Genomic DNA, 20,238 nt, shown 5'->3' with positions numbered 1-20,238 from the left:
TGTCACTAGAGCGAGCAGGTGCACGAACACAGATTCCAGATGCACCACTACCCTGTGCAAACAGAGGTGCCCACTTAGCAGGAGTGGTGTGAGCTGCTTTCTTTTGCCTACTTTTCTTTGCAGCCGGCAAAGAAAAGTAGGTGCCTGCCCCGCACAGGGGCGAACGCTAATAGACCACTAACAAATCAAGGAAAGGCCAACACCGTAGGCATACTGACGAACAAGCACCAACGAGACACAAAGCAAAACAAAAACAACCGCCACACCTCAAACCTCAACTTGGACAACATCTCCAGCCAACACAGCAAGCCCCTCCTGCAAAGCAGGAAACAAACTACGATTAAAATTATTCCACCGCAGCTCAAGAATAGTATCGTCCTTATCGATCTCCGTATTCAGCACATCATGAATCACCTCCCCCGAATCGATCCCATTATCGACATAATGAAACGACGCCCCGGTGAGATAAAGCGGCTCCACCTCCACAGTCTCCATTGTCTTCCAGTCCACCACCTTCTTCCCCCGCGCCCCATACAAAGCATCCAGCGTCGCATACGCACCACGCCGCTCATAAGGCGATTCCCCCCGCGTCACACCCGGATGAATATTCACGATCTTGCGCTCGAACAGCGCACCCGGCCGCACCAGCTCATCGAGAATAATCAATAAACCGTCCAGCACGACAATATCGGCCTTCAGTTCGACCAACGTATCGAGCAGATGTTTTTCAAACTGGCTCTTACCCGCCACGCGCCCCGCGGCGCCAAACGGCTCACGCCGATAGGCAGACGGAATCGCGAGCAGCAACTCGTTGACGGCCTTACCCTGCACACGCAGATTCGGTGGATAGAACCAGCGCTTGCCCGGCTCGTACGAGAACCCATACTCCTTCAACTTCTCGCGATCGGACGCGGAGTTCGCATCGTCGTCATAGATCACTTTCTCAAGCGAGTACTGATCGCCGAGCGCGGTGTCGTTCAGCGCTTCCACAAGCGATTCCAGCACCGACTTCATGTAACGCGTGCCGCCTTTGTACGCGATATCCTGCCCCGCCTTATCGGCGGCTGCGTTTCTCAAAGACCAGATGTAAACGAGTTTTTTCTTCGGCATGGTCGGCTCGAATGAGTATCCATAGTTGCAATTGAAATCAAAGCGAGAGGCGTTCGGACGGCACATGAAAACAGCCCGGTCCGCCGCAAGCGCGGCCCGCTTACCAGTCGTACTTTGCCGTAGCGATCACCGTGCGCGGGTTCCCATAGAAGCAGGTATTCGCCGACTGGCAACCGCTCACAAACCGGCGATTGAAAATGTTCTGCCCATTCACGGCGAAGCGCCAATTGCGCATTTCATAGTGAATCGCCGCGTCGTAGACGGTGTAGCTCGGTACGTACAGCGAGTTGTCGGCGGCGCCCGCCGCGCCGCTCTGATAGCGAATACCCGCACCGACGCCGAGGCCGGCCAGCGGCCCGACATGCCACGTCCAGTCGCCCCACAGCGAGGCCATCTGACGCGGCCGGGGAATATCCACGGGCCACTTGCCCAGCGTATCGTCGCCGGCCTTGATATTTTTCACGTCCTGGTACACGTACGCGGCAATCACCGAGAAATTGCGCGTGACGTTGCCCACCCCGTTCAACTCGATGCCGCGCGAGCGCACTTCGCCCGTCTGCACCGACGTGCTGCCGGTCGGATCGAGAGCGAGATCGGGCGTGACGACGTTGGTCTGGTTGATCTGATAGACCGCCGCGTTCAACATCAAATTCTTGCCGGCCGGTTGCCAGCGCAACCCCGCTTCGATCTGCTTGCCCTTCGTCGGTTCGGCAATGCCGCCGCCGGCGATCTTCACGCCGACCAGCGGATTGAACGACGTCGAGTAGCTGATGTACGGCGAAAGTCCGAAATCGCCGAGATACACGAGCCCGACGCGCCCCGAGAATGCATGATCGTTCTGCGTGAGCCGCGTGCCGCCCGCGAGATCGTTCTGCGTGGTGTCGCTCCAGTCCTCGCGAGCGCCGAGCGTCAGAACCCAGCGCTGCCATTTGATCTGGTCCTGCGCATACACGCCGAACGAATTGAGCGTCGATTTCGTATCGGTGCGGGGAAATGCGTTGGGGCCGCCGAAGATCGCGTTGGTGATCGGCGTATACACCGGGTTGTACATATTCAGGCTCGGCCCGGTCGCCATCGACTCGCTATCGGTCGTCGACTGCCGGTTGTATTCGAAGCCAAGCAGCACCGTATGGTCGAGCGGGCCGCTGCGGAATTTGGCCAGTGCCTGATTGTCGACGTCGAAGCGGCTGTAATTCAGCTGATACAAGCCGACGTAACGCAGCAGCGAAGCCTCGGTCGGGTCCGCCGGATCGAGACCGCCGCCGAATACCTGCCCCTGGTCGAGCGAAAGATGCATCAGGCGCGTGTTCTGCCGGAACGTCCACACCGGATCGAGCTGGTATTCGAACTGATACCCCACCGACCACTGCTTCTTGCGATAGTGCGAGAACTCCGGATCGCCCGTATAGAGGTCCGGCGAGATCTTGCCGTTCGGATTCGGTAACACGGTGCCCTGCGCCGGCAAGAAGTTGTTCGACGCGTCGCCCCAATCCTGCAGGTAGCTCGCCTCCACGGTCAGCGAGGTCCGGGCATTCGGCTGCCATTTCACCGAAGGCGCCAGCGCCACGCGCTGCTCCGGATTCGGCCCGGTCTGCGAATTGCCGTCGCGCCCCACGCCCTGGATACGATACGACAGCGTGCCGTCCTTATCGACCTTGTCGCCCACGTCGAAAGCGAGTTGCTTGCGCGCGTAGTCGCCCACCTGCATTTCGACTTCACGAATGCGCTCGCCGTTCGCGAGCTTGCTCTGCACGTCGATGATCGCGCCCGGATCGCCCTGGCCGTATAGAACGGAAGTCGGACCGCGCAGCACCGTGATGCTGTCGATCATGTACGGATCGACACGCCAGCTCGAGAGATTGAGCGTATTGGGCACCTGCAGTCCATCGACGAATACGGTCGGCGTAAAGCCGCGCAACACCGAATACCAGTCGGAGCGCACATCCGCGCCATACGTCGAAAAGCCCGGGACATAGCGCAGCGCCTCGTTGATGCTGGTCGCGCCGGTCTGCTCGATCTGCTCCGCGGTCACGACGTTGATCGTCTGCGGGATTTCCTTCAGCGCGGTGTCGGTCTTGGTGCCGGTGCTGCTGCGGCGCGCGACGAGGCCGACCGTCGCTTCACTCTCGGCGCTCCCTTTGACGCTGATCGAAGGCAGCGTATTGGCCGGCGTTGCGTCCTGTTGCGCTGCTTGGGTCTGCTGCTGTGCGTCGCTCGCTAACTGGCCCGCTTGCGTCGCCTGATCTGCCCGATCTGCCTGTTGCGCCTGCGCGTAACCGGCCGCCGCCGCGTAATACGCCACGCTTGCCGCGGCTGCGATCGTACGCCGACGCGTGCCTATTGCCCACTCCATCTCTCGATGCTCCAGGTTGTTATGCGGCCAATAGGCCGCGTTCTATCAAAGAGCGAAGGCCATGCGGCCCTTGCTCGTCCCGTTTTCTTCTGTTTGTGTGGTCCGGCGGGCCGACCGGTCTTGTGAGGTGTAGTGCGCGAGCGATGCGACGATTTCGTCGGAGCGCAGCGCCAGAACCGACAGCAGCGTGTCGGAAAGCCCGTGGCTGTCTTCGCAGCAGCCTTGCAGGTAAATGCGCGGCTTGAAACTCGTGGGCGTGGCGAGCCGGTAATCGCGTTCGACGTTGCCCTGTTCAAGCGCCTCACCCAGATGCGGCGCGAGACCTTCGAGCAATTCGACATGCGTGTCGCGGCGATACCCCGTCGCCAGCACCAGTGCATCGAATTGTTCGGCACGCGCATGACCGTTCAGGCGATCGCGCAGCGTGAGTTCGATCTGACCGTTCGCCGTGCGCACCGCCGTCTCGATGCCCGTGTTCGCCAGCAACCGGTGGCGCGGCTCCGCCGACACGTTCTGCATATAGAGCATTTCGTAGATCTGCTCGATCAGCGGACGGTCGACCACCGCATAGTTGGTGTCGCGAAAGCGCTCGATCAGCGAGCGGCGGCCATCTCTCGGCTGCGCGTAGACGATATCGGTAAAGGCCGGGCTGAAGATCTCGTTGACGAACGGGCTGTCGTCGGCGGGCTTGAGCGCGCTCGAGCGAATCACGAGACTCGCATCGACATGCGGATAGCGGCGCGTCAGATCGACGAACACTTCCGCCGCGCTCTGCCCCGCGCCGATCACCGCCACGCGTTTGCGCGGACCATTGGCGTCACCCACGACACGGTCGATCGAAGTCAGATACTTCGACGAGTGCACGATATTGTGCGAACCGAGTGCGGCAAGCGCCTCCGGCACCTGAGCGCCGCCGCCGATGCCGACCGACAGCGCGCGCGTCACGCGCTGCCATTCGCGGCCCTCTTCGTCACGCGAGAACACGCGCAGCGCTTCGACTTCGTTAGCGTCGCCGGCAGCCTTGACCGCTTCGATACCGATCACCGTCTGGCCATAGTGCACGCGCTCATCGAAGGACGCGGCCACCCAGCTGAGGTAATCGTGAAACTCGACACGCGTCGGATAGAAACTCTTCAGGTTCACGAAATCCGCCAGACGTCCCCGCTCGAACAGATAGTTGATGAACGTGAAGCGGCTCTTCGGATCGCGCAGCGTGACCAGATCCTTGAGGAAGGAAATCTGCATCCGGCAGTCGTCGAGCAGCATGCCGCGGTGCCAGCCGAACTCCGGCTGGCGCTCGATGAAGCAATGCGCGAGGTCCGCGCGGCCGGTTTGGCCGGCTTCTTCAGCGAGGCGCACGGCAAGCGCCAGATTCGACGGCCCGAAGCCGATGCCGATCAGATCAAATACGGTGTCTCTGTGCATGTCGCAGGTCCTTATCGGTGTGAACCGGCGCGCCGGATGCGCTGGCCGGAGAAAAATGTTTGTAGAGAGGCGCGGGCTTTAATCGGCATCGCATCACTCGGTAACGGCCGAGGCCCGCGCCATGATTCGCGCGCCCAGTGCGGCGAAGGTCGGCGCGGCAAAGACATCGGCAATCGACAGCGCATGGCCGGCTGCCTGTGCCGCGTCGACGAAGCGCACGATGTCGAAGGAAGTCGCCCCGGCTTCGAACAGATCGTCGTGATGCGCGGGCGTGTTGCCTTCGAAGAGATCGCTCCAGACGCGTTCGAGCGCCTCGGCGTGTCGCCTGGCTTCGCCGTGAGATGCTTGCGGGATAGCCGCGTCTGCCGCAACGCCAGGCTTTGCCAGTTCGAATCGCGCCGGCGACGCGCCGAGCGCTTCATGCGGCGCATCGACGAACTGCTGCACGACGTTCAGATAGTCGGACGTCAACGCCTCGACGAAGCGACCGTCGACCAGTTCATCCGCATACGAAAACGCCCCCGTTACACGTCCATCCGGATGCTCGACCACATCGAGCTCCAGTTCGAACACCACGCGATGCCGCACGTCGTTGAAATCGTCGAGCGTGAGACCGGCCCAGTCGCGCTCTGCCGCTCCGGCGGGGCGCAGGTAGTTGAACATCACCGAGAACAGCGGATTGCCGGGTTCCGGGCGCGGCGCGCGCGACGCCGCGACCACCTCGGCGAAAGGCGTATCCGCGTGAGAATAAGCCGCGAGGGCCGCGTCGCGAACCTCAGCCAGCAGCGTGGCGGGCGTGTCCGTTTGCGCGAGCCGTGTGCGTACCACCACCGCGTTGATGAAGAGCCCGAGCGCGCGGCGCGCGGCCTCGCCTGTCAATTCACGTGTCGACGCAAGAACGCCGACCGGCTGATCAGTCGCACCGGTCGCACGATAGAACGCCACGTTCAGCGCGGCGTGCAGCAGCATCGGCAGGGTTGCATGGACTTCAAGCGCCATCGCGCGGGCACCGCGCACCACGTCCGGGGCGAACTCGAACGCGAGGCGGCCTGCGGTCCAGCGCGGCGCCGCGGATCGGCCCGAAGGCGGTGAAGGCAAGACATGCGTCGGCGCGTCGGCAAGCACGTCGCGCCAGAAGGACAGGCGCGCGCGCGGCGCGGCGACAGGCAGCACCAGCGCATGAGGCAAAGACGAAGACGTGACCGGGACAGCAGGCGACGCACCGCGCACGATCGCCGCATAGATCGTGCGGACTTCCTCGAGCCACAGATCGATCGATTGTCCGTCCGACACGATGTGATGCACGACCAGCGACAACACATGATCGTGCGCGCCGAGACGTAATAGCCGCACGCGCCAGAGCGGCGCGTCGTCGAGCAGGCCGAACGGGGTCAGCGCGTCTTCGTCGGTGAGCGCAGCGGCGGCGGCCTCGAGGGCGGCGCTTACGGTGTTTGCGGTGTCTGTCGTGTCTGCAACTCCGAGCGGAAATAGATCGACCACCGGCAGTTCGAAAGACGCCGTCGCCACAATCCGCTGGCCCGGCAATTCCCCTTTACGTTCGACGAGACGCGTGCGCAACGCCGGATGCCGCGCGGCGGCCCCGGCAAACGCTTCACGCAGTGCATCGATATCGAGCGGCCCGCGCAGACGCAGCGCGACAGGAATGTTGTAGGCCGCGCTGTCCGGTTGCGCCCGCCACAAGAACCACAGGCTCAATTGCGCTGCCGACAGCGGCACGACGCCCGGCGCTCCGGCCGGCATGAGCGGATTCGCCGCACCGCTCGCGAATCCTGACTGCATTTCGGACTGCATTTCCGACTGCATTTCCGACTGCAATCCAGACTTGACATTCACCTCGACTACCGCCTCACTCCGCTCCGCCGCCATCACCCGCTGCGCGTATTGAGCAAGGATCGGCGCTTCGAAGAGCGTACGCACCGGCACATCTCGCGCGAGCCGCTCGGCCACGCGCGTCGCCACGCGAACTGCTGCGAGCGAATGTCCACCGAGTTCGAAGAAATGATCGCCACGGCCGACACGCTCCACCCCCAGCACTTCCCGGAAAATCATGGCGAGCGCCGTTTCGAGGCCGGCCGCAGGCGCCTGATACGCCCTTGCGACGCGCTGCGGCTCCGGCAACGCAGGGCGATCCACCTTGCTGTTGGCATTGCGCGGCAACGCATCGAGCACGACGATATGCGCCGGCACCATGTAATCGGGCAACGTGTGACGCAAATGCGCGTCGAGCTCGGCGGCGTCCGCCCGTGTGGTGCGCTCGCGCGCTTCGGCACTCAGCTCGACATACGCCACCAGGGCCGCTTGCGCGCCCTTGCCGTGCACGATCGCCACGGCTTCGCGCACATCGTCATGCGCCGCGAGCTGCGCCTCGATTTCGCCCAACTCGATACGCAGGCCACGCAGCTTCACCTGATGATCGACGCGGCCGATAAAGTCGAACACGCCATCCGCGCGCCGCTTGACGAGGTCGCCGGTGCGATAGAGCCGCGCGCCGGGCGCTCCGAACGGGTCCGGCACAAAGCGCTCGGCGGTAAGCGCAGGACGGTCCAGATAGCCGCGTGCGACGCCCACGCCCTCGCCGCCCAGATACAGCTCGCCGATCACGCCGACCGGCAGCGGATTCAGGCGGGCATCGAGCACGTGTGCAGAGCGCGCGCCGACCAGCGTGCCGATCGGCAGATAGGCACTGTCGGCGAGTTTCGCGACGTCGTCGGTGGGATAGAACATCCACAGCATCGGCGTGATGACGGTCTCAGTCGGCCCGTAGCCGTTGACGATGCGCGCGTTCGGAAACGCGCGGCGCATCAGCGCGAAGGCTTCGCGCGACGTCGCTTCGCCGCCCACCGTCAGCGATCGCAAGGTCGGTGGCGCGCCGTGCGCGAGCGCCCATTCGGCAAGCTGCGTCGCGCAACCGGGCGGCACGTAGGTCATCGTCACGCCCTCGCGCACCATCATCCGGCAGGTTTGCGCGGGCGGCCAGAGCGTGTCGGCGGTGATCGCCACCGCGGCGCCGGACATGTACTGCGAGAACCAGCCCTCGTGCGCGCCGTCGAAATTGACCGACTGGAACAGCAGGAAAACGTCATTCTCACCCGCACCGTAACGCTCTGCAATCGCCGCACAGTGCCGCGCAAACGATTGATGATCGACTACGACGCCCTTCGGCTTGCCGGTCGAACCCGAGGTGTAGATCACATAGGCCGCCTGGTGCGGCGAGACGGCCGGCAACACGATCGATGCAGACGATGGATCGTCACGCTGCGGTTCCTCGTCGATCAACCACAGGCGCAAGCGCTCCGATGCCGGCAGCGCGGCCAGGCTGGCGCGCTCGGTGATGACATGGGTGATTTGCGCATCGTCGAGAATCTGTGCGAGACGCTCGCGCGGATGGCTCGGATCGAGCGGCACGAACGCGCCGCCGGATTTCAGCGCGGCAATCAGGCCGACCAGCAGATCGACCGAGCGGCCGAGCGCCACCCCGACGCGCATCTCGGCGCTCACGCCGGCCGCGACGAGCCGCTGTGCAAGGCGCGTCGCGCGCGCGTCGACTTCGCCGCGCGTGAGCGAACGTTCGAGATCCGCTACACCGCGCGCGTGCGGGCGGGCGTGGGCATGCTCCGCCACGCGCCGATGAACCGGCGTGAAGGCATCCTGATGATCGACTACCGTGCTGTTCCACGCATTCAGCTGGACACGCTCCGCTTCGGGCAGCCATTGCAGATCGCCAACCGCCGTCCCGGGCGCCGCCGTCGCATTCGACAGCAATTCGATAAAACGCGCGGCGAGCCGCTCAACCGCATCCGCTGCGAAGAGGTCGAGCGCGTAGATGAAGTAGGCGTCGACAGAACCGTCGTCGCGCTCTTCGAAACTCAGTGTCAGGTCAAACTTGGCGAACGGTGCGCCTGACGGCAACTCGGTCATGCGAACGGCCGCAAGCGAAGGCAGGCGGCGACGCGCACCATAGGCCGCCATCACCTGAAACAGCGGATGGTGGCTCGCGCTACGCACCACGCCGAGCGCTTCAACCACCTGTTCGAACGGCACGTCCTGATGCGATTGGGCGTCGATGAGCGTTTGCTGGGTCGCACCGACCAGCGCGGCGAATGATTGCGTGGCGGGAACCGGGCTCGCGAGCGTCAGCGTGTTCACGAAGAAGCCGATGAGGCCGGCCGCTTCGCCGCGTTCCCGATTCGCAGCAGGCACGCCGATCTGAATCTGCGCCTCGCCCGATGAGCGCGCGAGCAAAGCGTTGAGTGCCGCAAGGAGCACCGCGAACGGCGTTGCGCGCTGAGCATTGGCGAGTGTCTTGACCTGCTTGACGAGCGCAGTGTCCAGCGCGAACCGATGCCGCGCGCCGCGCGCGCTCCGTTGCGCCGGACGCGGCGCGGCCCCAGGCAGCATCAGCACATCGCGGCTCGCATCCAGCCGCTCGCGCCAGAACGTCAACTGACGCTCACGCTCACCGGCATCGAGCCAGCGGCGCTGCCACAGCGCGTAATCCGCGTACTGAATCGGCAACGGCGCCAGCGACACGGCTTCGCTCTTCGCATACGCGTGATAGAACGACGCCAACTCCGCGAGCATCACGTCCGCGGACCAGCCGTCCGACACGATGTGATGTGTCGTCAGCGCAAGCCAATGCGTCGTCGCGTCGAGCCGGATCAAATGCGCGCGCATTAGCGGACCGAGCGACAGATCGAAGGCCTGCGCTTCATCGGCCTGGGCAATGACGGCCGCCCGAGCCTCGCGTTCATGCACGGGCAGCGTGCTCACGTCGCTCGCATGCCACGGGCAGCGCGACGGCGCATGCACGGTCTGCAACACACCGTCCGCGCCCTCTGTGAAGATCGTGCGTAATGCTTCATGGCGTGCGATCAACGCGTCGCACGAAAGACGCAGAGCGTTAGCATCGAGCGCGCCGTCGAGCCGCAAACGCTCGGTGATGTGATACGCCGCCGGCTCGTCGATCATGCGCGCGTGCAGCCACAGTCGCGTTTGCGCGAACGAAGCCGGCACGCTCGCGTTTCGCCCGGCGCGCGGCGGAATCGGCAGCACGCGAAAATCGATGCCGGCTGCGTCGAGCTTCGTGAGAAAAGCCTTGCGCTGCGCGTCCGGCAAAAGCGCGAAGCGTGTCGCGAGGGAAAGCAGATCCGGTTTGGCTGTCGTCATGCTGGGTTGTCTCAGTGCTCAATGCTCAGTGCTGGTCGGGCGTGGCGGCTTATTGCAGTTCGAATTCGCCGAGGAGTGCGTCGATCGCGCTCGCGGTGTCCTCTCCGGCACCCGCATCGCGCTCGGCCAGTGCACGATCGATCGCCGCGGCGCAGCGCTGCAACGTGCGTTCGTCGAAGAGCGTGCGCAGCGGCAGGATCAGCGTCCAATGCAGATTGGCCTGCGCGTTGGCCTGCGTCGCGAGCAGCGAGTGACCACCAAGGGTGAAGAAGTCGTCGTCGCGGCCAACCGCCTCCAGACGCAGCACGCGTTTCCAGATCGCGGCGAGTTCGCGTTCGGTATCGGTTTGCAACGATGCGAGTGCGCCCTCGCCGAACGAAAGGCTACGAACCGGCGCGGGCAGCGCATGACGGTCGCACTTGCCGTTCGGCGTAACCGGCAGCGCCTCCATCTCGATCAGTTGCGCGGGCACCATGTACGAGGGCAACTGGGCGCGCAATGCAGCGAGCAGGGCCTGCGTGTCGAGCGTACTGTCCACGCCCCGCGCGACATAGCCGATCAGTTGCTCGTCACGCACGATCACCACCGCGTCGTGTACGCCCGGCTCCGCACGCAGCAAGGCTTCGATTTCGCCTGGCTCGACGCGTTGGCCACGCAGCTTCACTTGCGTATCGATGCGGCCGAGGTAATCGAGCGCGCCGTCAGCGCGGCGGCGGGCCAGGTCGCCGGTTCGATAAAGACGCGCGCCTCGCGTGAACGGATCTGGGACGAAGCGCTCCGCCGTCAGCGCGGCGCGGCCGAGATAGCCGCGTGCGAGTCCCATGCCACCCAGATACAGTTCGCCGACCGCCCCTTGCGGCAGCGGTTGCAGCGCTGCGTCGAGCACATGCAGTTGCAAGTTTGCAATCGGATGACCGATCGGCACCGACATCGCGTTGGCATCGCTCGCGTCGCAGGTCCAGTGCGAGACGTCGATGGCCGCCTCGGTCGGGCCGTACAGGTTGTAGAGGCGCGCCTTCGGCAAATGCTGTGCGACACGCGCCACCAGTTCCGGTGCGAGCGCTTCGCCGCTCGCCACGATCCGCTCGATGCTCGCGCAGCGCGCCGCAGCGTTGAAATCGCCCAGATGTGCAACGAACGCGGCGAGCATCGACGGCACGAAATGCAGCGTCGTGACGCAATGCGTTTCGATTGCCGCCACCAGACGCGCCGGGTCGCGATGATCGCCCGGCGCCGAGATGGCGAGTTTCGCGCCGACCGCGAGCGGCCAGACGAACTCCCATACCGATACGTCGAAGCCGAACGGCGTCTTGTGCAGCACCACGTCCCCAGCGCGCAGGCCATACGCGTCCTGCATCCACGCGATCCGGTTCGCGAGCGCGCGATGCGTATTGCCCGCGCCCTTCGGCTTGCCGGTCGAACCCGATGTGTAGATCAGATAGGCGAGTTGCTCAGGCGCCACTTCCACCGGCGTGGCGAGCACCGCCTCGGTATCGAGTAGCTCGTCGACGGTCAGAATCCTGACGTCGGTGCTTTCAACCGCCGCGACGACACGTTCGCGCAGATGCGGTTGCGTCAGCACGACCGCTGGTTTCGCGTCGTTGAGCAGATACGCGATGCGCTCGGCCGGATAGTCCGGATCGACGGGCAGATAGGCTGCCCCCGCTTTCATTACGCCGATTAGCGCCACGACCATATCGAACGAACGCTCGACGCACAACGCAACCGCCGTATCCGGCCGAACGCCTGCTTCGACGAGCGCAGCCGCGACCCGATTGGCGTTCGCATCGAGCGCGCCATAGGTCATCTGCTGGGTGCGTCCTTGCGGATCGGTGAATTCCAGCGCGATTGCGTCGGCCGATGCAAAAGCGGTCTGCTCGAACTGACGATGCAGAGCTTGCTGCTGCGCTTGCGGCCACGATTGTGTGGTTGCGTTGGCGTTCGCCAGCGTGACAAGATCGTCAGCCGTCGCAATCGAGATCGTGCCCAGCGGGGCACGCGGATCGGCGATCAAACCCGCGAGGCACGCGGCAAATGCGCGATGCAAAGCGGCCACCCGGGTTGCGTCGAGTTTCGCGGCGTCGTAGCCGTAGTCGATCGTGAGCGCCGCGCCGGCTTCGATCACCAGCGTGAGCGCGAAATCGGTTGCTTCGATATTGCGCAGGTCACGCAGCTTGAGGGCGCGTTCGTCGCGCCCTTGCCACGCTTCATCGACCGGATAGTTCTCGAACACGACCAGCGTGTCGAACAACGCGCCGCCACCTTGCCCCGCCCACTGCTGGATTTCGTAGAGCGGCGTATGCGCGTGTTCCGCGGCGGCGGCATTGTCGCGCTGAAGCGCTTGCAGCCATGCCGACGCCGAGCGTTGCGGCAACGGCGCGGTGATGACAGGCAGCGTGTTGATGAAAAGACCCAGCACGGTGTCGACATCGGGCAACGCGTCGGGACGGCCGGCCACGGTCGCGCCGAAGGCGACGGCGGTGTGGTGCGTCATCCGTTGCAGGGCGAGCGCCCATGCGCCCTGCACCATCGTATTGACTGTGACCTTCAGGCGGCGCGCCGTTTCGGTGAGACGTGCCATCGTGTCGGCGTCGATGGATTCGCGGCGTGTGAGATGTCTGCCGACGTTCGAGCGCTCGCTTTCGCGATCCTGTTCGCGCTCACGGTCGGCAACCAGCGTCGGTTCTTCGATAAGCGCAAGACGTTGCAGCCAGAACGCGCGCTCGCTCCCGGCATCGCGCGCCGCGAGCCACGCGATGAAATCGCGGTAGCGCGTTTTGGCGGGTGCGGCGAACGGTTGCGCACGCCGCGGCTCGATATAGTCGCGCAGCACGTCAGCAAAGAAACGCGCCGTGCTCCAGCCGTCGAGCAGCAGATGATGGCGGGTCCAGACAAGACGCCATGCTTCATCCGTGATGCGGATCAGCGCGACGCGCATCAAGGGCGGCGAAGTCAGGTCGAAACCGCGTGCGCGGTCGTCGGTGAGCCAGGTTTCGAATGTATCGAGCGCACCCTCGCCTCGATCCCGCCAATCGAGGATCTCGACCGGCATGCGCGCCTGGCGATGCACGATCTGCACCGGCGTGGCTTCGTTCGGCGTGAAACCGGTGCGAAGGATGTCGTGGCGCGGCACGGCGCCTTCGAACGCGGCGCGCAAGCGTTCGACGTCCGGTTCGATCAGCGTCGCGACCAGTTGATTCACATACGTCGATTGCTCAGGCGCGAACAGCGAATGAAACAGAATGCCGTGCTGCATCGGCGAGAGCGGATAGATGTCGTCGATGGTGCGCAGATCGAGCGGCAGGCGTTCCAACGCGGCCTGAGTGAGGCCGCCCGCTCGCGCGAGCGGATAGTCACCCGGCGTTGCTCCGCCGCCGCGTTGCGCGAGACGCGCCGCGCAGGCGGCGGTCAACCCGGCCAGTGCGGTTTCGAAACGCTGTGCGAGCGTCTCGATCGTCGCGCGCTCGAACTGCGTCGCCCCATACACCCAATGGATTTTTAGCGTGCGGGCTGCGTCACCGTCGACATAGGCATGAATCGCCAGCGCGTTGCCGATCGGACCGGCCGGATCGCGCTCGCAGCCCGCGCCGCCGAAACGCGGCACCAAAGCGGCCTCGCGCGGTGCGTCGAACTGGCCGAGATAGTTGAAGGTCACATGCGGCCGCGGCACGGCGGCGAGCGCCGCGCGCGTCGTCGCGTCGCCATAGTGGCGCAACACGCCGAAGCCCAGGCCCTTGTTCGGCACTTCACGCAACGCGTCCTTGACGGCACCGAGCGTTGCCGCCGGCGTGCTTTCGACGGTGAACTGCACCGGATAGTGGCTCGTCAACCAGCCCGGCGTGCGGCTCACGTCGGCATCGTCGAACAACGCCTCGCGGCCGTGGCCCTCAAGCTCGATACGGCAGCAAGGCATACCGAGCGACTGCGCCAGCGCCGCGATCAGCAATTCGATCATCTGCGTGCGGTACGCCGCGTTTGCCTCCGTCAATGCGGCGCGCGTCAGATCGGCGTCGATCGTCTGAATGACGGTTTGCGCGTCTGCGTTAGTCGCCTTGGCGTGCGGATGGTCGAGCGGCAAGTCGTCGCAAGGTGCGGCGAGTGCGGCCCAATACGGCATGTCGGTGGCGAACGGAACGTTCGTTGCATCGGCCTCCGCCGAACGCGGCACATCGGCGGCGGCATGCGAATTCGTTGCGTCGAGCGCCGCGCGAGCGAGTCGCGCCGCCCACTCCTGCGCACTCGTGCCCGTCGAGGCAAGACGTACCGTGCGATGCTCGCGCGCTGCGCGGTAGGCCGCGTCGAGATCGTCCAGCAACACGCGCCACGACACGCCGTCGACGATCAGGTGATGAATCGCCAGATAGAGCTTCGTCATTCCGTCGGGCAGCAGCGCGGCGAAAGCGCAGACGAGCGGGCCGTGCGTCAGATCGAGCGTGCTTTGCAGCGCGTCGAACTGGGCGAGCGCATCGCTTTCGTCACGAGCGGAAGCGACCGCAAACGGCAGGACCTCGAACGCGCGCGCGGCGAACGTGAGTTGCCATTCTCCACGGGAACCGCCCGGCGCGAACCGGTGACGGAAAACCTCGTGATGCGTCAGCAGCATTTCGAATGCGCTGGCGAAGGCATCGGCGTCGAACGGCGCCTGGGCATCGAGTTCGATCGATTGATTCCAGTGACCGCGCCGCGGAATATCCAGCGCGAAGAAACGCAGCTGTGCAGGCGTGAGGGTCGCGAATGCTTCGGACTTCGCCGGCGATGCCTGTAGTTTGGATGCGGGTGACATCGAGTGCGCTTTCGACGCAACCGGTGCCGCCGCCTCTACCGCTGTCGCAACACAGGCGAGTTGCGCCAGGGTCGGCGCATCGAACAACTGCTTCGGCGTAAAGCGCACACCGCGTTTGCGTGAGCGCGCGATCACCTGCAACACCAGAATCGAATCGCCGCCCAGTTCGAAGAAGTTGTCATCGCGGCCCACGCGTTCGGCTTTGAGCACCTCCTTCCAGACCGCAGCAAGTGTTTCCTCTGTCGCTCCCTGCGGCGCATCAACTTGAGCCGCGGACGGCGCAGGCGTAGCGGCAAGCGCTCGCAATGCCGCGCGATCGACTTTGCCGTTCGCGGTCACGGGCAACGCGGCTACGATCAGCAATACGGCCGGCACCATGTAGTCCGGCAGACGCGCGGCCATTGCAGCGCGTAGTGCCGGCTCGTCGAGACGCGCACCGTTAGCCGAAGCGACGAACGACGCCAGGCGCAAACGCCCTTCGTGCTCCACGGCAAGCGTTTCCGCCTGGGCGACGCCTTCGAGCGCGCGCAGCGCCGCGCTCACCTCGCCGGGTTCGACACGATAGCCGCGAATTTTCACCTGATCGTCCAGACGCCCGAGAAAATCCAGCCGACGATCGGCGCGTAGCCGCACGCGGTCACCTGTCCGATAGAGACGCTCGCCCGGCGCGAACGGATGCGGTACGAAGCGTTCGGCGGTTGCGGCGGCACGGTTCAGATAGCCGCGTGCAAGGCCTGGACCACCCAGATACAGTTCGCCAATCCCGCCCGGAGGCACGCTCGCGCCGTGAGTGTCCAGCACGCATGCGTAGGCATTCGGCAACGGCAGGCCGAGCGGCACCGATTGCGCGGTATGTGCGGTATGTGTGGTTTGGGCCGACTGTGCTGACTGTGCTGATTGCGTTGGTTGTACGGATTGCGCGGCATGGCCCGCTTGCAATGAGCGAACATTTCGTGAGCGCAATGCAGCTTGCGCCGGCGCGGACGTGTCGCAGGTCAATGCGCCGACAGTCGCTTCGGTCGGGCCGTAGTGATTGACGACACGGCACGCCGGTTTCAGAACCGCGATGCGTTCCACAAGCGACCAGGGCAGCGTTTCTCCGCCTGTCACCAACGCGTGCGCGGGCAGCACGTCGGCCGCTTGCTGCGCATCGAGCAGCGCGTGCAGATGGCTCGGCACGATCTTCAATATGCCGACGTCGCGCGTGCGCATCTCATGGGCGAAGCGATCGGGATCGAACGCGCATTGAGCCGGCAGCAGATGCAACGTGCGGCCCGAGCAAAGCGCACCGAATAGCGTCGTATGACCGAGGTCGGCGGCGACCGTCGAGACCATCGCCATCGAAGCTCCGGGGGCAAAGGCGAGTTCGTCGAGCATGCCTTCGACATAGTCGGCCAGTGCGCGATGCGAGATCACGACGCCCTTCGGCGTGCCGGTCGATCCTGATGTGAAGATCAGATAGGCGGCTTGATCCGGCAGCGATGCCGCACGCGGGGCGTTGGCGTTGGCGTTGGCGTTGGCGTTGGCGTTGGCGTTGGCGTTGGCCTTCAGGCTAGCGTCCGATCCGGCATTCGGGTTGGCGCTAACTGCAGCACTCAGCCCTCCGAGCGAAGCGCCCTGCGCAAGTGAATCGAGATCGAGCGTCCTGGCATTGCCCACCGCCAGCGAGGCTTGCGCACCGCCCGCGGTCAGCATCCATTGCGCGCCGCAGGCGTCGACAGCCGCAGCCAACCGCTCGTGCGGCGCCGCCGGATCGAGCGGCACCGCGTAAGCGCCCGACTTCATCACGCCAAGCAGCGCAACCGCGAAGCGTACCGAGCGTTCAATGCATACCGCAACCGGCTGCTCAGCGCCAACGTTGCGTTGCTGCAAGGCCAGCGCAATGCCGTCCGACGCGTCATCGAGTTCGGCGAACGTAAGCCGCGTACCGGCGTCCGCAAGCGCGACGCGATGCGGCGTTGCACTCGCGTGACGCGCGAAAAGCGCGAGCACGCTATCCGCCTCGGGCTGAAGTGCCCGTCCATGTCGCGCCGCGCGATATTCAGCCCCGTCCGCGCAATCGAGTTCGGCAATCGCGCGCTGCGGATCACGCACCGCGTCGGCGACCAGCGCCGCATAACTGTTGAGCCACGCCTGCGCGGTCGCTTCATCGATGCCGTCGAGCGCATAGGCGACCACCAGTTCGATGCCGCGTGGATCGTCGGTGAAATCGAGTGCAAGATCGAAGCGGGCGGCGAGGTCGAGTCCCGGCGACATCCGCACCGACGCGCCCGGCAATTCCGCCGTCAATTCCAGATCGAACTGCTGAGCGAATTTCACCTTGAGCCATTCTTCGCCACGCCGCACGGGCGGCTTGACGGCGTCGAGCACCTGATCGAACGGCACGTCCTGATGCGCAAAGGCATCGAACGCCGAGCGGCGCACGCCGTCGAGCAACGCGGCGAACGATTGGTCTGGTGCGACACGCGCGCGCAACGCAAGCGTGTTGAGGAACAGGCCGACTAGCGGCGCGGTTTCCGCACGTTGCCGATGCGCGATGGGCGCCGCCACCACGACGTCGGTCGCGCCGGTCAGTCGATAAAGCCATGCGTCGAAGGCGGCCAGCAGCACGGTAAAGGGCGACGCCTGCGCGCGCCGCGCCGTGTCGCGCACCGCGGCGGAGATCGTTTGCGGCAGTCGCAATGCAAGCCGGCCACCGCGATAGTCGCGTTGCGGCACGCGCGGCCGGTCGAGTGGCAATAGAAGCGGCTCGGGCCCGGCGCGCAATGCATCGCGCCAATACGCGAGCTGTCGCTCGCCCTCTCCCGCGGCGAGCCAGTCGCGTTGCCATTGCGCATAGTCGGCATATTGGACCGGCAGTGCGGACAATTGCGGCTTGCGTCCAGTGGCGAACGAAGTGTAGGCCGCTTGCAGTTCATCGAAGGCGCAGCGCGAGCTCCAGCCGTCGCTGATCGCATGATGCGTCGTCAACAGGAAGCGCTGCGCGTTGTTGGTCAGCGTGATGAGCGCGGCTCGCACGAGCGGACCATTCGACAGATCGAACGCCGCGCCGACGTGTTGCTCCGTCAACGCTGCGAGCCGCGCTGCGCGCTCGGCTTCGCTGCCGGTGTGCAGATCGAATTCAGCAATCCGCACCGGCAGGTCGGCGTGAATGCGCTGCATAACCACGCCATCGCCGGTTTCGACGAGCGTGGTTCGCCAGGCCTGTTGACGCTCGATCAGGCAATCGAGCGCACGTTGCAGCGTGCCGAGGTCGAGCGCGCCCTGCACGTCCCATTGCACGGCGACGTGGTACGCCGAACCGGCATCCTGAGTCTGTGCGAGGACCCAGAAACGCTGCTGGGCGAACGATGCGGCACGGTCGACGAACGCGGCGGTTGTACGCGGCAGCACCGTGATCTGCTGATGCCGATTGACAGCCGTTTCAGCTTCACTGCTGTCGATCAGCGCCGCGAGCGTCTCGAGCGACGGGTCGTCGAACAAGGCGTCGAGCCGTAGATTCACGCGCCATTCGATCCGGATGGCCGCCTGCAATTGCATCGCCGCGAGCGAATCGCCGCCGCGTGCAAAGAACCGATCCGTGCGGCCAACCGGCGTGGGATCGTTCAGAAGCGTTTGCCAGAGACCCGCGAGGCGCTGCTCGGTGACGGTTTGGGGCGCGACATGATCGGCGGATGTCGCAGCCGGCAATGCCGCCACGGCGTCGCGCAAAGCAGCGCGATCGAGCTTGCCGTTCAACGTATAAGGCAAACGGGTGAAGCGAGCGAAGCGATGCGGCAGCCACGCTTGCGGCAAATGCGCGGCGAGATGGGCTTGCAATGCTGCGTCGCTGAGGGCTTCTTCACTGCGTGCTTCTTCACTGCGTGCTTCTTCACTGAGCACCTCCCCACCGCGAGCTTCTTCGCCAGGTGCTGCATCGCCGTCCATTGCGCCGCCTGGCACCTTGTCGCCCTTCACCTCCTTCAGCACCACACAGGCAATCAATTGCGTCCTGCCGCCGGTTGCCTCGGCCAGCACGCCCGCATCGGCAATCGCCGGATGCGTCAGCAGGCACGCCGCGATCTCAGCGGGTTCCACGCGAACGCCGCGCACTTGCACCTGATCGTCGATGCGGCCGAGATAATCGAACGAGCCGTCCAGGCGTTCGCGTGCGAGGTCGCCAGTGCGATAAATCCGCTCGCCTGGCTCGCCGCTTTCGTCCGGCAGAAAGCGTTCGGCGGTAAGCGCCGCCCGGCCGTGATAGCCACGCGCGAGACACACGCCGCCGAGCAGCAGTTCGCCTGCCTCGCCTTGCTTCGCTCCACCCTCGATTCGAGCCACGCGACGCCCGATCGGCCAGCCGATCGGCAGCGATGCAAAGCCGTTGCTCTCCTCCAACACCGGCGTCGCATCCGGGTCGACCGGCCACAGCATCGGCGAAATCACCGCTTCGGTTGGTCCGTAACCGTTGACGAGCCGGACCGACGGGAACACACGCCGAATCTCGTCGAAGCTGTCCTGCGACATCGCTTCGCCGCCGAACAGCAGCACGCGCAGCGAAGGCGGCACGCCAAGGCGCTCGCAAACGTTCGCGAATTCGCGCAGATAAGCAGGCGGCAGCGTGGTGTTGGTGACGCCTTCACGCAGCATGAAGGCATGCGTGGCTTCCGGCGGGAACGGCGGTGGATCGCTGATCACCACACTGCCGCCCACGGCGAGCGGCACCAGCCATGCTTCGATCGAGACATCGAAATTCACCGAAGCGAAATGCAGCACACGATCGCTGCCGTCGATCGGCAACGACTCAGCAAGCGCGTCGCCGTGCGCGGCGAGCGGCCCGTGCTCGACCGCCACCGCTTTCGGCGTGCCGGTCGAGCCGGACGTGTAGATCATGTAGGCAGCCGCACGCGGATGCACCGGTTCGTCATCGCCGTCGAAACGCGCTGCGTCCGCGTCTGTCAAAGCGTCGTTTGCGACGTCGAAGCACTGCGCGAAACGCGCGCGCATGGCGGCGTCGGCGGACGCATCGACAATGCCGTGAGCGAGACCCGCATCCCGCGCGACCCAGTCGAGGCGCGCGGCGGGATGACGCGGATCGAGCGCGACGAATACGCCGCCCGCCTTCAGCACCGCGAGCAAGGCCACAAACAGATCGCACGACCGCGCGACACATACGCCGACGCGCACCTCCGTCGTGACGCCGGCCTCCCGCAACTGTGCGGCAAGCCGCGCCGCGCGGCTGTCCAGCTCACCTCGCGTCAGCCGCACGGTATGCGGCGTAAACGACGCAAGCGCGGGGGCATCGGGTTCGATGCGCGCCAAAGCGCGGATTCGATGGTGCAACGCAATCGGGAAGCTCGTCATAGGCGTGAAATCCGTTAGAACTGGCCGCGTCGGCCAA

The 20,238-nt window shown here is 65.0% G+C and carries 5 protein-coding genes; all 5 read right to left on the bottom strand.

Going from position 1 to position 20,238, the window contains the following annotated elements:
* Positions 1 to 267 precede the first annotated feature (267 nt).
* Positions 268 to 1,110: a formyltransferase family protein gene (locus DSC91_RS02135; RefSeq protein ID WP_115776611.1), complete on the bottom strand. Its 843-nt coding sequence runs from the start codon at positions 1,108 to 1,110 to the stop codon at positions 268 to 270.
* 100 nt (positions 1,111 to 1,210) lie between these two features.
* Positions 1,211 to 3,463: a TonB-dependent siderophore receptor gene (locus tag DSC91_RS02130; protein ID WP_115776610.1), complete on the bottom strand. Its 2,253-nt coding sequence runs from the start codon at positions 3,461 to 3,463 to the stop codon at positions 1,211 to 1,213.
* 45 nt (positions 3,464 to 3,508) lie between these two features.
* The gene (locus DSC91_RS02125; protein ID WP_115776609.1) at positions 3,509 to 4,888 is read right to left on the bottom strand and encodes a lysine N(6)-hydroxylase/L-ornithine N(5)-oxygenase family protein; all 1,380 of its coding nucleotides are present in this window, start codon (positions 4,886 to 4,888) and stop codon (positions 3,509 to 3,511) included.
* Between the two features lie 93 nt (positions 4,889 to 4,981).
* The gene (locus tag DSC91_RS02120) at positions 4,982 to 10,075 is read right to left on the bottom strand and encodes a non-ribosomal peptide synthetase (protein WP_115776608.1); all 5,094 of its coding nucleotides are present in this window, start codon (positions 10,073 to 10,075) and stop codon (positions 4,982 to 4,984) included.
* A 49-nt stretch (positions 10,076 to 10,124) separates the two neighbouring features.
* A complete protein-coding gene (locus tag DSC91_RS02115) occupies positions 10,125 to 20,201 on the bottom strand; it encodes a non-ribosomal peptide synthetase (protein WP_115776607.1) in 10,077 nt (3,358 codons plus the stop codon).
* Between the last annotated feature and the right edge of the window lie 37 nt (positions 20,202 to 20,238).

Source organism: Paraburkholderia caffeinilytica (assembly GCF_003368325.1).
Taxonomy (GTDB): Bacteria; Pseudomonadota; Gammaproteobacteria; order Burkholderiales; family Burkholderiaceae; genus Paraburkholderia; species Paraburkholderia caffeinilytica.
This window is presented reverse-complemented; position numbering and strand designations above follow the sequence as displayed.